This is a genomic window from Lysobacter sp. Soil_N_51, from assembly GCF_057655755.1.
Genome location: NZ_JBDGLR010000003.1, coordinates 58,071 through 72,248, shown reverse-complemented (window position 1 = coordinate 72,248; position 14,178 = coordinate 58,071). Strand labels below are relative to the sequence as shown.

Here is a 14,178-nt window from a genome sequence, read left to right as displayed (position 1 = left end):
CCGCGCCCGAGGACGCGGCTTCGCGGCATTCACCGGCAAATTGCTTGTCGTCGCACCGCATACCCATCGGCCGCAAGCGACGAACCCAGCCGAAGATCGCGCCGGCGACTTCGCCGGCGCGATCCAACCCTCAGAACTTGTAGCCGACCGTGAAGCTGTAGCTGCGGCCGAAGATGCTGGCGTAGTCGCTGGAATCGCCTAGGAAGCTATTGGGATCGTAGAACGGCATGCGATCGAACAGGTTCTTGACGGTGACGCCTACGTTGAGCTTCTCGGTCGGACGCCAGGTCAGGCTCAGGTTGGCCGTCCACCACGACGGCACGCCGTCGCACTGGGCCTTGGCCACCGGCAGGTAACCGGCGGTGCAGGTCTGCGGGTTGTTGTCCTCCGCGTCGATGCGTTCCCAGGCCCACTTGGTGGTGCCGACGTAGTTCACGAAGAAGCTGGTGCTCACCTGGCGGTAGTTCCAGTCGGCGTTGATCGTCGCGCGCAGACGCGGATTGCCGTAATAGCCAACGGTGTTGCCGTAGTACCAGCCGTTTTCGTCGTCCAGATACGCCTGGTTGCGGCGCGCGATGGTCGCGGCCAAACCGATGTTGAGGCTGCCCCACTCGCCCAGCGAGAAGCGGCTGCGCGCGTCGACGTCGAAGCCGTCGATCAGGGTGCGACCCTTGTTCTTGTACTGGCCGACGACGCTGGCGACATTGCCGACGCTGTAGCCCGGCAGCGCGCCCGGACAGCTCACGCCGCTGGCCGGATCGGCGCACATCGCCGCCAGCGCGGCCACCGCGGCGCGGTCGGATTCGGTGATCGGCGAACGCGTCGACGACAGGATGTCTTCGTCCTTGCTGTAGTCCGGCGCGGCGATTTCGTTGCGGCGATAAATGAACCAGTAATCGGCCGACACCGACAGCCAGTCGAGCGGCTCGAACACGAAGCCCAGGGTGCCGATCTTGGCCTTCTCGGGCTTGAGGTCCTGGTTGGGCTGGGTCATGCGCGCCACGGTGCGGCTGCAGTCGGCGTTGAGCAGCGAATTGCCCAGGTCGACGTCGCCGCTGCGGCGCGATTGACGCAACAGGTTGGCGATGGCGTTGGTTTCGGCGCAGCGGACTTCGTCGCGGTAGCCGCCGAGCTGGGCGAACACGCCGCCGGTGCCGGACTCGGCCAGGCTCGGCGCGCGGAAGCCTTCCGAGTAGGTGCCGCGCAACAGCAGTTGCGGCAGCACCTGATACTTCAGGCCGATCTTCGGCGCGACGTTGGCGCTGAAGTTCGGGTACTTGTCCACGCGCAGCGCGGCGTCGAGTTCGAGCTTGTCGGTCAGCGGCGCGACCGCTTCGGCGAACACGGCATAGGTGTTGCGCTTGCCGTCGAACCACGAGCCGCCCTGCTGGGTGATCAGACCGTTGGCGGCGTCCGCGTTGCCCGGGGTGTAGAAGGTCTCGCGGCTGACGTTGAAGCCGAACGCCGCGCGCACTTCGCCGGCCGGCAGCTTGAACAGCGGGCCTTCGATCTTGCCGTCGAGGGTGTGCAGGCGGGTCCACGACTGGATATCGAAGGTCGGGAACGCGGCGCGGATCAGCGCCGCGTTGGCCTCGTTGATCTGACCGAACTTGTACGCCGGATGATCGGAGATGATCACCCGGCCGGTGCCCGGATCGGTGGTGTACGGGCCGAACGCTTTCTCGAAGCCTTCCAGATTGACGTTGATGGTCTGGTAGGTGGTCGAGTGGGTGCCGGCGGTGGCGAACGCGGTTTCCCAGTTCCAGTCGCCGATGGCGCCGCGCAAACCGCCGAGCGCGCGATAGCTCTTGTCGGTGTTGCGCTGACCGAAGTAGTTCGCGCCCGCGTCCTGCAACAGGTACTGCAGGCCCACCACGCCGCCCATCATCGCCTTGAGCTGCGGGCTGGCGTGGTTGTACTCGTTGTTCGGGCCGAGGAAGGGATACAGGAACTGATTGACCGAGGTGCCGGTGTTGCGCGAGAACCAGCTGGTCGGATTGCCGGTGGTAGTGCCGTAGGCGCGCGGCGTGCCGCCGTTGGCGCGCAGGTCGATGTCGGTGTAGGTCGCCTCGGCGAAGGCCTCGGTGCTGTCGCCGATCAGGAAGTGCGCGTTGACGTAGGCGGTGTTGCGTTCGGACTTGGCGCCGGCGTCGATCTCGTTGTTCATCCAGGTCTGCCAGATGCAACGCGGGCCCGCGGCTTCGGTGGTGAGCACGTTGTTGCAGCCCGGCGCGGGTTCCTGCACGCGCCGGCCGGTGGCCGGGTCGAAAGCGAAGTAGCTGCCGGGATTGAACACACCCGGCTTGCTGCCGGTACCCAGACGCAGATTGGTGAGGTAGTTCGGGTTGTTGACGTAGTACTGCTTGGGACGCTTGTCGTAGAAATCGCTCAGCGGGATCGCGTCGCGGCGGTACAGATTGACCGCGGCGTAGACGTTGTAGCGGTCTTCGTCGAGGTCGCCGAAACCGGCGGTGATGCTGGCCTGATGCTCGCCGTAGGAATCGATGCGCGAGGACATGTCGGTGGTCAGGTTGACCTCCGCGCCCTGGTAATTGCGCTTGGTGATCACGTTGATGACGCCGGCCACCGCGTCGGTGCCGTACACCGCCGAGGCGCCGTCGGTCAGCACCTCCATGCGTTCGATCGCCGCGGCCGGAATCGCGTCGATGTTGACGAACTGGGTCTGGAACCCGGCCGGCGCGCCGTAATACGACAGGCGCCGACCGTTCAACAGCACCAGCGTGCCCTGCGCGCCGAGGCCGCGCAGATTGGCCTGCGAGGCGCCGTCGGAACCGGTGAACAGCGAGCGCGAATCCTGCTGCGCTGGCCGCGCCGCCGGCAGGTTGTCGAGCACCTGCAACAGGGTGCGCGCGCCCATGTTCTCGATGTCCTGCTTGCTGACGATCTGCACCGGCGATGCGGTTTCCACGTCGGTGCGGCGGATGTTGGAACCGGTGACTTCGACCCGCGACAGTTCGGTGGTCTTGCCCTTGCTGTCCGTGCCGGCCGCGCCATCCTGTGCGGCAGCGAGGGACACATGACCCAGCAGCGCGACGGCCAGGGCCAGCGACAACGGGGTGGCGGGGATGCGGTTGGCGCGTTGACGGCGCGTACGGCGGCTTGCGGGCAACATCGGAACTCTCCTGGCAGGACTGCGGCGCGGATGGCGGACGAAGGGCAACAGCGATCCCGGGCCGCGGCCGGATGGCCGCAGTCGGTGTGGGCGGGGGAGGAGCGGTGTTACGGGTTCGGTTAGTGGTTCGGTGTTAGGGATTCGATGTGGGTGGTTCGGTGTTGCGTGTTGCGGTTATGGATTCGGATGGTTCATGGCGCGACGATGCTGGCGCTGTCGCCCTCCTGTCCGATCAGCACGGCGTTGGCCCAGTTCGCGCAGACCTGCGCGGGTTGGCTGCCCTGCGCGCCGAGCGTGCGCAGGCTCAAGGACGACAGACCGCGGATGTCGAGTTCCGGCTTGACCACGCCGGGCGCTTTCACCAATCCACTGTCGTAAAGCAGACGACTGTCGCCCCAGACCTGGAACTGCAGGCCGCCGGCGGCGCGGCAGGCATCGTCGATGCCGAGATCGGCGCGCAACAATCGCCACTGGCCTTGCAGGCGCAGATCGATGCGGCTGGTTGGACCAACACCCAGACCACGGCGGAACAGCAGTCCGTTCATGCGCAGCGCCTCGTCGCCGCGGAACGCGCGATCGGCATGCACCTGGCCCTTCAATGCGGCCGGCAGCGGCAACTCGGACAGATAACGCTGCTGCGCCGGACGCTCGGGCTCCTGGTGTTCGAGGATATGGAAGCTCGACAGCGCGATCGGGCCGACATCGCGCGGCTGCAGCGCATCGACCGCGCGCGCCGCATTGCCTTGCGCCGCGGTGACCATCGGATCGGTCGCAGACGCGCCATCGCCCTCGGGGTTCTGCACGCTGAGCACGCGAAAGCGCAACAGCCGGCCGGCGCGCGCGGGGAACTCGATGCGCTGCAGTTCCTGCTTGAGTTGCAGATGACCGCGCGCGATCGGTTCGCCCCATTCGCCGTTGCTGTCGCCCAGGTACACCTCGTAATCGCGGACCTGGCCGTGCTTCCAGTTCTTGTCGTTGCGCGGCGCGATTTCGATGCCGTCGATCAACTTGCGTTCGCCGAAGCCAACCGTCCATTCGTGCGCCCCGGTACGCACGGCTTGATTACGCACGCTGCGGAACCACGTCGCGGCATCGTCGTCGAACGCGTTTTCCAGCGCATGCCCGGGTTCTTCGGCCGGACGATTGACCACCAGCAAGCTGTCAGCGGGCAACGCGCGACCGAGCGCCGGCGCGGCCGGGAACGCATCGTCGGCGGGCGCCGCGGCGGTGGCGATATCCAGCGCCAACTGCAGCGGCTTGCGAATATCGACCGCGGCGGTGCGCACATGCACGCTGCCCTTGCGTTCGGCTGGATCGAAATACCAACCTTCGCTCGCCGCCTGTAACGCGGCGGCATCGGCAAGCTTCGGCAGCGCGCGACCGTCGACCGACACCGCGCGCGGCGCCTGCCGGCTGAGCACGCGCAAGCCGTAGCGACGTTGCGGCAACTGCCCTTTGTACTGGCCCTGCACCGCGTCGATCCGCACGCTGACCGGCCCACTGCCCTGCGCCGGCGCGCTCATCCGCACCTGCTGCGTGCTCGACTCGCCCTGCTCGTAGCGACGGGTGTTGCCGTCGTCTTCGTACAGCGTGTACTGCGAATCGCCCTGCGGATACAGGTCGAAGGTGATCTCGTCGAGCGGCTTTTCGCCGTCGAACAGCATCGCCGGATGCATCGGCACGATCGCACCGGCGCGCACGAACAGCGGCAGCGTGGCGAGGTCGACCTGACGATCGAGTTCGCGCCCGGCCGCGCCGGCCTGCACGCTGCGCCCGTCCCAGTAGTCGATCCAGCGGCCGGCCGGCAGATGGATGCCCCGCCGCCAGCCGCGGCTAGCGGCCTGACTGCGATACACCGGCGCCACCAGCAGATCGCGACCGAGCAGGAACTGGTACTTGTAGGCCTCGCCCTGCGCATGCGGGTCTTGCGGGTAATCCCACATCAACCCGCGCACCGGCGGCGCGCCGGTCTGCGCGGCGTCGTGGGTGAGGCCGTACATGTACGGCGTCAGCCGCATCTTCAATTTCAGATAATCGCGATTGATGCTGCGGTACGGCTCGTCGAACCACCACGGATGCTTGCGCGCATTCGACGACCAACCCGACATGCCCATCAGCACCGGGGTGAACGCCTTCCACTGCAGATCGCGGGTATAGGTTTCGGCGCTGCCGCCGAAGATCGCATCGACGTCTCCGGTCGCGTAGGCCATGCCCGACAAGCCCGAACCGATCAGGGTCGGCACATGCCAGCGGATGTAGTCCCAGCTCGCGCTCTGGTCGCCGGTCCAGGCCACCGCATAACGCTGGATGCCGGCCCAGCCCATCACCGTCCACAGGAACGGGCGCGAATCGGAGTTGTGCAGGATGCCGTTGAACGCCGATTGATTGGCGTCCATCGCGAACTGATAGCCCTTGCCGGTCCAGGCCACGTCGAGCTTCTGCACCCGGCTGCCGGCGGTGCCGACTTCCCAGGCGATCTTGTCGACGCCGTTCTCGGTCCACAGGCCGGTGCGGAAGCCGTATTTCGCGAGCCCCTTCACCGTTTCCGGCAATTGCTTGTAGCCGCAACCGTAGCCGTCGTTGGGCAGGATCCAGCCGCCGGGCATGTCGTGCTCGCGGTACTGGCGCGCGACGCTTTCGACCACATCGATCGTGGTGCCTGTCGGACCGTCGCGCCAGCCTTCGGGCACGGTGCCGGGTTTCTTGCCGTTGTCGCCGTCGTTGTAGCAATCGGCGTCGCCGTACGACAGCGCCCAACGCGGCAGCAGGCCGGGACGGCCGGTCAGCTGGGTGTAGCGTTCGAGCAGGCGCGGCAGTTCGCCGACGAAGTAATAGACGTCGAAGCGATCTTCGCGATGCAACAGCGTGGATTGATCGGGCTGACGCAGATCGTAACTGCCGTCGCTCCAGGTGTTGCGCAACATGCCCCAGCCGCGCGAGCTCAACAGCATCGGCGCCGGGCTCGGGCGATCGCCTTCTTCCCAACCGCCGGAATACGACACATCCAGTTCGCGGCCCTTGAATTGGTAACGGCCGTTCTGCTGGCCGCCGCCGTAGAACGCTTCGTCGGCCTGCGACGACAGCACCTGCACGCTCTGGGTCGCGTCGAGGTCGAGCGGTTGCAGTTCCTGCCACAGCGAGGTGCGACGTTCGCCGTCGATACGTTCCAGCCGCAGCTTCAACGGTTGCCGCTGCACATGCAGCACCAGCGCGCTGGTGCGCACGCGCACTTCGGCGGCATCTTCCTCGAGCGTGGCGTCGACCTTGGCCGCCGTTTGCGGCAGCACGATCGGCGCGGCCTTGTCGCCGGCCGGCGTCAGCTTGCCGCGACGCCCGGCCTGCACCCGCACGATGTCGTCGGCCAGCACGTCGATGCGCAGCACGCTGCCGGTGTCGGTGCTCAGTTCCCAGCCCGGCGTCGCGCCGGCATCGGCGCGGACCGCGCGCAGGTTGCCGACCGGCTCGGCCGCAACCGGCAGCGCCGACAACCACAGCGCGGCCGGGATCGTGATCGAGAGCATCGTTCTCGACAAACTCGCGATCGACAGACGCGGACGACGCATGCGGAATTTCACCTTGCCCCCAAGGAGCCCGCTCGGCGGGCATTCGAAACCTGTTGCGGCCGACTCTAGGGCAGTGATTCGAAAGCTGTCAATGAATTGAAAGAAAAAAGGAAGAATTTATCGGGCAAAACGAAAGATTGTGCAATGCAATACTTTCTAAACCTGGCGAAAATCCCTGTTAAGCAAGCAACGAAAGCTGATTCGCGCCGACCTTTCGTTTTTTCCGGGCGAGTTCGAAGAACAAACTCGTTCGGTCAATTTCTTTTGTTTTACTTTCGATAATTGACATTCCGAAAGAAAACGCAGATCGTCACCGCGCTCAACAGGGATTCTCCATGGACCTCACCCCGCTCCCCGACTCGACCGCCTGGCAGCGCCTGGGCGGAGCCGATACCGCCGCCGAAATCGCCCAGCAACCGGCCTTGTGGGATCAACTGGCCGGCGATCTGGCGCAGGCGCAAGAACGCGTGCAGGCCTTTCTCGGCGACTGCCTCGACGACCCGCGCCAGCGCGTGCTGTTCACCGGCGCCGGCAGTTCGGGCTTCATCGCCGACCTGGTCGCCGACAGCATCAACGCGCAGTGGCCGGCCGAAGTGCGCGCGCTGCACACCACCAACCTGCTGACCCATCCGGCGCTGTACCTGCAGCGCGACCGCCCGACCCTGCTGGTGTCGTTCGGCCGCAGCGGCTCCAGCCCGGAGAGCGTGGCCGCGGTCGAACTGGTGCGGGCGCAGGTCGAGCACGCGCGTTTTCTCGACATCACCTGCAATCCCGACGGCGAACTCGCGCGCCGCGGCGCCGGCCGCGACGACACCTGCACCGTGCTGATGCCGGCGGCGAGTTGCGACCGCGCCTTCGCCATGACCAGCAGCCTGAGCTGCATGCTGTTGACCGCGCTCAGCGTGTTCGACCGCGCGCCGTGGCCGCAGCGAATCGAACGCCTGCAGCAACTGGCCACACTCGCGCGCGATGGTCTGACGCAGTGGGATGCGCCGGTCGCAACCTTGGCGCAGCGTTCGTTCAATCGCGTGATCTACCTGGCCAGCGGCCCGCTGGAAGCCTTGGCGCGCGAAGCCGCGCTGAAGGTGCTCGAACTCACCGCCGGTCGCGTTCTGGCCTTGGCCAACACGCCGCTGGGGTTTCGCCACGGGCCCAAGTCCACGCTCGACGATCAGACCTTGGTGGTGGTGATGCGCAGCAACCACGCGCTCGCACGCCGTTACGAACACGACCTGCTTGACGAACTTCGCCGCGACGGCGTGGCCGGGCAAGTGCTGTCGATCGGCCCACGCGCCGATATCGGTGGCGACGACGACCACAGCCTGCACGTGCCGGCGTTGGAGGACACGTGGCTGGCGCCGGTGTGGCTGACCTTCGCGCAGATGTATGCGCTGCAACGTTCGGCCGCGCTCGGCCTGACGCCCGACAATCCCTTCCCGGACGGCACCGTCAACCGGGTGGTCAAGGGCGTCACCATCCACCATGGCTGACGCCGCCGCTCCCGCGATCTGCTACGGCATCGATATCGGCGGCACCAAGATCGAATTGGTCGCCTGCGATGCCGCGCTGGAAGTGCGCCATCGCCAGCGCATCGCCACGCCGCAGGGCAAATACCCGGCATTCCTCGCCGCGCTCGAAGCGCTGGTCGCCGCGGCCGATGCCGAACTCGGACTCGCCGACACCGCGATCGGCATCGCCCTGCCCGGCGTGCGCGACCCGCGCAGCGGCCGTCAGCTCAGCGCCAACGTGCCGGCCTTGACCGGCCGCACGGTCGCCGCCGACTTGCAGGCGCGACTGCGACGACCGCTGCACTTCGGCAACGATCTGCAGTGCTTCGCGCTGTCCGAAGCGCATGGCGGCGCCGCCGAAGGGTATCCGAGCATGTTCGGCGCGATCCTCGGCACCGGCGCGGGCGGCGGTTATTGCCTGCATGGTCGCTTGGTGACCGGCTTCAACGGCCTGGCCGGCGAATGGGGCCACTGGAGCGTGCCGGGACAACTGCTGCAACGCTATGCGCTGCCGGTGCTGGACTGCGCCTGCGGTCTGCGCGGTTGCGTCGAGCGCTATGTCTCAGGCAGCGGCCTGGTCGCGCTGCACCGCCATTTCGGCGGCGAAGCGGACGACGCCGCGGCGGTGCTCGCCCTGGCCGACGCGGGCGATGTGCGCGCACGCGAGGTGATGGCGATCCATCTGGATTTGCTCGGCCACAGTCTGGCCAAGTTGGTGCTGGTGCTGGATCCGCATGTGATCGTGCTCGGCGGTGGCTTGTCGCAACACGCACCGTTGTACGGCGTGTTGCCGGCGGCGGTCGCCGCGCATCTGTTCGATGGCGTGCAAGTGCCGCCGATCGTGCCGCCGCGCTTCGGCGGTGCCGGCGGCGCGCGCGGCGCCGCGTTGCTGGCGTGGGCGCCGGCCTTGTCCTGAGTTTGCCCGGCTCGTACCGGGTCGTCCTGAATCGCGTTGGAGTTTCGCCATGTCGCCCGTGCAATCGCTGATCGCCTCCCACCGCCAGGGCCGCAACGTCGGCCTGTACAGCGTGTGCTGCAGCAACGAACTGGTGCTGCGCGCCGCGATGGACGTGGCCCGCCGTCACGACACCTTGTTGCTGATCGAAGCGACCTCCAACCAGGTCGACCAGTTCGGCGGCTACACCGGCATGACCCCGCCGCAGTACCGCGACTACGTGCTGGCCTTGGCGCGCGACGAAAACTTCCCGGCCGATCGGCTGGTGCTCGGCGGCGATCATCTCGGCCCGAATGCCTGGCAGAAGCGTCCGGCCGAAGAAGCCATGGCGCATGCGCGGGTGCTGATCGAAGCTTATGTGGCCGCCGGTTTCCACAAGATCCATCTGGACTGCAGCATGTCCTGCGCCGACGATCCCACGCCGCTGCCCGACACGACCGTCGCCGCGCGCTCGGCCGAACTGGCGCGCATCGCCGAACGCACCGCCGCCGCGCACGGCCTGCCGCCGCCGGTGTACGTGATCGGCACCGAAGTGCCGATCCCCGGCGGCGAAGCCTCGCTGGCCGGCGGGCTCGCGGTGACCACGCCGCAAGCCGCCGAACAGACCCTGGCGATCCACCGCGACGCCTTCGCCGCGCCCGATCTGGCTCCGGCCTGGGAGCGGGTGATTGCGATGGTGGTGCAGCCGGGCGTCGACTTCGACCACAGCAGCGTGCACGACTACGATCCGCTCGCGGCGCGGGCGCTGGCCGATTTTCTCGAACGCCAGCCGCGCATCGTGTTCGAAGCGCACTCCACCGACTACCAGCGCGAGGACGGCCTGCACGCGCTGGTGCGCGATCACTTCGCCATCCTCAAGGTCGGCCCGGCCGCGACCTTCGCCTATCGCGAGGCGCTGTTCGCGCTGGCCGCGATCGAAGCCGAACTGCTGCCGCCAGAACAACGCTCGAACCTGCCGCAGGTGCTCGAACAGTGCATGCTCGACAACCCGCGCCACTGGCAGCAGCACTACCACGGCGACGAGCACGAACTGCATCTGCTGCGCCTGTACGCGCTCAGCGATCGCTGCCGTTATTACTGGGGCGAACCGGCCCTGCTCGCCGCCGTGCAGCGCCTGTTCGACAATCTGCGCGCGCATGCGCCGCCGGCGTTCCTGTTGAGCCAGCACCTGCCCGAGCAATACCGCGCGGTCCGCGCCGGCACCCTGGCCAACACGCCCGAGGCGCTGGTGCGGCATCGCATCGGCCTGTGCCTGGACGAATACGCCCGCGCCTGCTCGGCGAACACGGCCGGTGAGCGCGCATCCCGCGCCGCCGCCGCAGCGAACAGCTAATCTTCGACCTTCAGCGCTTCGACTTTCATGGCGGACCCACCGATGGCCATTCGCAACACCCGCGCCCGCCGGCAACAGATCCTGCAATGCCTGATCGAGCTCGGCTCGGTGCAGGTGGCCGAGCTGGTCGAGCGCTTCGGCGTGTCGGCGGTGACCATCCGCGCCGACCTGAGCCATATCGAATCGCAGGGCCTGGCCACCCGCACCCACGGCGGCGCCGCGCTGGTGCGCACGCCGCCGCAGGAACAGGACATCCACGAGAAAGACGCGCTGAACCTGCCGCTGAAAGAGCGCATCGGCGCGCGCGCCGCGCAACTGGTGCAGGCCGGCGACAACATCATCATCGACTCGGGTTCCACCACCATGACCCTGGCCCGCCATCTGCGCGGCCATCGCGACGTCACGGTGATGACCAACGGCCTCAACATCGCCTGGGAACTCGCCAACGCGCCCGGCGTCGACGTGCTGCTCAGCGGCGGCGTGCTGCGCAAGCAATCGCTGTCGCTGCAGGGCAGCCAGGCCGAGGCCAGCCTCAACGCCTACAGCTTCGACACCTTGTTTCTCGGCGTGGACGGCCTGGACCTGCAGTTCGGCCTGACCACCCACGACGAGGCCGAGGCGCGCCTCAATCACCGCATGGTCGAACACGCGCGCCGCATCGTGGTGCTGACCGACGCATCGAAATTCGGCCGGGTCAGCCTGCACCGCATCGCCCGGCTCGATCAGATCCACGCGATCATCACCGACGCCGGCATCGATGATCGCTATCGCGAAGGTCTGCAGCAACTGGGCATCGAAGTGATCATCGCCGAGGCGACGCCGTGAACGAATTGCGCAGCCTGCAAGGTCGGATCCTGACGTCCGAGGGTTGGCGCGTCGGCCGTATCGGCTTCGACCGCCAGATCCGCACCATCGAAGAGCGCGCTCTCGAAAACAGCGGTGACGAATTCATCGTCCTGCCCGGCTTCATCGACCTGCACGTGCACGGCGCCGCCGGTGTCGACCTGATGCAAGGCGGCGACGCCGCGCGCACCGTCGCGCGCGCGCACGTGCGCTACGGCACCACCGCCCTGCTCGGCACCACCATGACCGCGGCGGAACCCGATATCGTCCACGCGCTGCGCGGCCTCGCCACCGCCATCGCCGAACCCGATCCAAATGCGGCGCGCGTGCTCGGCGTGCATCTGGAAGGACCGTTCATCAGCCCGCAGCGTCTCGGCGCGCAACCACCGCTGACGGTGGAAGCCACCTTGGAATCGGTGCGACGCCTGCATGCGCTGGCGCCGATCAAGGTATTGACCTTGGCGCCGGAGATCGGCTCGCACACCGAATTGATTCCGCAATTGAGCGCAATGGGCATCCGCGTCCAGATCGGTCACAGCGCCGGCAGTTACGAAGACGGCGTCGCCGCGCTGCGCGCCGGCGCGACCGGCTTCACCCATCTGTTCAACGGCATGACCGGCGTCGACCACTACCAACCCGGCATCGCCGCGGCCGCGCTGGCCCATGCCGAATACGCCGAGCTGATTCCCGATCTGCAGCACGTGCATCCCGGCGCGATCCGCCTCGCCGTGCGCGCCATTCCGCGCGTGTACGCGGTCACCGACGCCACTGCCGCGACCGGCATGCCCGACGGCGAATACGCGCTGGGTTCGCAGCGCGTGCACAAATGCCTGGGCTGCGTGCGCCTGGCCAGCGGTTCGCTGGCCGGCAGCGCGCTGACCATGGACCAGGCGCTGCGCAATCTGGTCGAGGTCGGCCTGGACCTCGCCGACGCCGCGCATCGCGTCTCCACCTTCCCGGCCGATTACCTGGGCCTGTCCGACCGTGGCCGCATCGCGCCCGGCGCCTGCGCCGATTTCGTGGTGTTGGACGCGCAGTTGCGCATCGTCGAGGTATATGTCGCCGGGCGCCCGGTCGCCTTGTCCTGATACCTGCCGCGGGCGCGCTGTCAGCCACGGCAAGCGCTCCACCGAACAGCGACAGCTTGCGTGCCTGTGTGATGCAAGCTTCCGCCGACACTGCCATTCGGCGCATGCCATTCGCCCGAGTCCTGGCCCGAACGATTCGGTTTCGGAACTTGCCGCGGCGCGCGCACCCCCGCGCCGCGCAGGTTTCGCCGACCTGATCGCAGTAAAATCGGGCACAAGCCGCTAAAATTTTCCGCTTTCGCAATAACCGGGGAAAACCTATGTCCGTCTTCTCGAGATCCGCGCTCGTCGCGGCCCTGTGCCTGACGTCCGCTCAGGCGATGGCGCAGCAAGCGCGCAGCCACACGTATCTGGAAGCCGGCTACGTCGCCCAGAAGATCGAATCCGGCGACTCGGATCCGCTGCTCAAGCTCGACGACATCGATGTGGACGGCGCGTACGCCGCCGGCTCGGTCGAACTGGGCAGCCGATTCTTCCTGAGCGGCGGCCTGCACAAGGGCAGCGGCGATATCGACCTGCGCTTCGACGGCGCCAGCCTGGCGAAACTCGATGTCGATGCGCAGCAGGTCATCGTAGGCATCGGTTATTTCCAGCCGATCAACGAGCGGCTGGAGTGGACCGCCGAGCTGGGCTATCAGAACACCCGGCTCGAATTCGAGAACGACAACCTGGCGTTTCGGGAAAAGATCGACGGCGACGACTACCGGCTCTCGCTCGGCCTTCGCGGCGATCTGAGCGAGCACCTGGAGGGCTGGGTCAAAGGCAGCTACACCGACGGCGACGTCTACGAGCAGGCGTTCAGCGGCACCGTCGGCGTCTTGCTGAAGATCAACCCGATCTGGGGCCTGGTCGCCGAGGGCAACGCGGGCGCCGGCAATCACCGCTATACGGTCGGCTTCCGCGCGAGCTTCTGAGCGGCCTGGGGCTTGTGCGCGCCGCCCGATAAGCGCGGGCGGCGGGTGTAATCATCAAAAAAGCGGGAGGCACAAGCCTTCCGCTTTTTTTTGTCGGAAGCGCGATCGAACCAGACAACGAATGGGAACGGGATGCCGGCGTCGGCAAAGTCGTCGCCGCCATCGTTCGACTTGGCCGCAGCGATTCGCGGCGGGGCCAACCGAGCGGGGACGATCAACGCCATCGTCGGCCCGATCATGATGGTCGGGCGCAAGCGCAGCCTGAAACACGGCGCATGACCACGCCCGGTTCAAGCATGGGCGCCGACGATGAATGTCCTGCGTAGCGCCGCCTCAACCGCGCTCCGCCGGCACGCCGTCGGACAGCGAGGCTAACCACGACGCATACGGCGTATTGATCGCCAGCTTGCGGTTCAGATCGGGCGCACCGTCGCTCCACCACACCGGCCCGCGCTCGCCGAGCGCGACTTTGGCCAGATGCACGCGCCGCCGCGCGCGCGCCAGCGCGGCGGGGTCGTCGCGATCGTGCTTGACCGCGCGACGGGCCGCCATCAGTTCGGCGACGAGCGCAGCACGCTCGTGCTCGGCGAGATTCGGATTGGCCGCGCGCCACAGCCGGCCGCGCACGACCAGGTAACGCCCGTCGGGCGTGAACACTACGGCCGCTGCGGCGCCGCTCATGCCGTCAGGTCTCCATGTTGCCGCAATCGACGCGTGGCAATCGACGCGTGATGCAAGACTGAGTTCGCTCGCGCCAATCCAGTACCTCCGGCGGAATATTCGCTTGAGCAAGATTCCGATGCGCGCCCGCAACGCCATTCGCATCCGTACACGCGGCGAG

The 14,178-nt window shown here is 67.2% G+C and carries 10 protein-coding genes; 6 read left to right on the top strand and 4 right to left on the bottom strand.

The genetic code is table 11. The features are described 5' to 3' along the window. Positions 1-130: 130 nt before the first annotated feature. Both AC3A4T_RS05760 and AC3A4T_RS05755 read right to left on the bottom strand, forming a co-directional pair. Complete coding sequence (locus AC3A4T_RS05760) at positions 131-3,133, bottom strand: TonB-dependent receptor domain-containing protein (protein ID WP_487674524.1); 3,003 nt, start codon at positions 3,131-3,133, stop codon at positions 131-133. Positions 3,134-3,324: 191 nt separating this feature from the next. Then, a complete protein-coding gene (locus AC3A4T_RS05755; RefSeq protein ID WP_487674853.1) occupies positions 3,325-6,654 on the bottom strand; it encodes a TIM-barrel domain-containing protein in 3,330 nt (1,109 codons plus the stop codon). 377 nt (positions 6,655-7,031) lie between these two features. On the opposite strand from AC3A4T_RS05755, the gene AC3A4T_RS05750 reads away from it, so the two are divergent. From AC3A4T_RS05750 to AC3A4T_RS05725, 6 genes are all read left to right on the top strand, one after another. Beyond that, positions 7,032-8,186, top strand: coding sequence for an SIS domain-containing protein (locus AC3A4T_RS05750; RefSeq protein WP_487674523.1), 1,155 nt, complete (start codon positions 7,032-7,034; stop codon positions 8,184-8,186). Further along, positions 8,179-9,120, top strand: coding sequence for an ROK family protein (locus AC3A4T_RS05745; protein WP_487674522.1), 942 nt, complete (start codon positions 8,179-8,181; stop codon positions 9,118-9,120). The genes AC3A4T_RS05750 and AC3A4T_RS05745 overlap by 8 nt, the downstream gene beginning before the upstream one ends. A 49-nt stretch (positions 9,121-9,169) precedes the next feature. After that, positions 9,170-10,492, top strand: a complete 1,323-nt coding sequence (locus AC3A4T_RS05740; RefSeq protein WP_487674521.1) for a D-tagatose-bisphosphate aldolase, class II, non-catalytic subunit — start codon at positions 9,170-9,172, stop codon at positions 10,490-10,492. Positions 10,493-10,540: 48 nt separating this feature from the next. After that, a complete protein-coding gene (locus AC3A4T_RS05735) occupies positions 10,541-11,317 on the top strand; it encodes a DeoR family transcriptional regulator (RefSeq protein ID WP_191821673.1) in 777 nt (258 codons plus the stop codon). Further along, positions 11,314-12,423, top strand: coding sequence for an N-acetylglucosamine-6-phosphate deacetylase (gene nagA, locus AC3A4T_RS05730; protein WP_487674520.1), 1,110 nt, complete (start codon positions 11,314-11,316; stop codon positions 12,421-12,423). The genes AC3A4T_RS05735 and nagA overlap by 4 nt, the downstream gene beginning before the upstream one ends. Before the next feature lie 260 nt (positions 12,424-12,683). Continuing rightward, positions 12,684-13,337 carry an outer membrane beta-barrel protein gene (locus tag AC3A4T_RS05725; protein WP_487674519.1) on the top strand — a complete coding sequence of 218 codons (654 nt, stop codon included), beginning with the start codon at positions 12,684-12,686 and terminating at the stop codon, positions 13,335-13,337. Here AC3A4T_RS05725 and AC3A4T_RS05720 read toward each other — a convergent pair. Together AC3A4T_RS05720 and AC3A4T_RS05715 are read right to left on the bottom strand one after the other, a co-directional pair. Then, complete coding sequence (locus AC3A4T_RS05720) at positions 13,307-13,591, bottom strand: hypothetical protein (protein ID WP_487674518.1); 285 nt, start codon at positions 13,589-13,591, stop codon at positions 13,307-13,309. The two genes, AC3A4T_RS05725 and AC3A4T_RS05720, sit on opposite strands and share 31 nt — an antisense overlap. Before the next feature lie 79 nt (positions 13,592-13,670). Further along, complete coding sequence (locus AC3A4T_RS05715) at positions 13,671-14,018, bottom strand: hypothetical protein (protein ID WP_487674517.1); 348 nt, start codon at positions 14,016-14,018, stop codon at positions 13,671-13,673. Between the last annotated feature and the right edge of the window lie 160 nt (positions 14,019-14,178).

Bases quoted from the DNA above. Each gene is read 5' to 3' on its own strand.
- AC3A4T_RS05760 (WP_487674524.1), bottom strand. From the start codon at position 3,133: ATGTTGCCCGCAAGCCGCCGTACGCGCCGTCAACGCGCCAACCGCATC.
- AC3A4T_RS05755 (WP_487674853.1), bottom strand. From the start codon at position 6,654: ATGCTCTCGATCACGATCCCGGCCGCGCTGTGGTTGTCGGCGCTGCCG.
- AC3A4T_RS05750 (WP_487674523.1), top strand. From the start codon at position 7,032: ATGGACCTCACCCCGCTCCCCGACTCGACCGCCTGGCAGCGCCTGGGC.
- AC3A4T_RS05745 (WP_487674522.1), top strand. From the start codon at position 8,179: ATGGCTGACGCCGCCGCTCCCGCGATCTGCTACGGCATCGATATCGGC.
- AC3A4T_RS05740 (WP_487674521.1), top strand. From the start codon at position 9,170: ATGTCGCCCGTGCAATCGCTGATCGCCTCCCACCGCCAGGGCCGCAAC.
- AC3A4T_RS05725 (WP_487674519.1), top strand. From the start codon at position 12,684: ATGTCCGTCTTCTCGAGATCCGCGCTCGTCGCGGCCCTGTGCCTGACG.
- AC3A4T_RS05715 (WP_487674517.1), bottom strand. From the start codon at position 14,018: ATGAGCGGCGCCGCAGCGGCCGTAGTGTTCACGCCCGACGGGCGTTAC.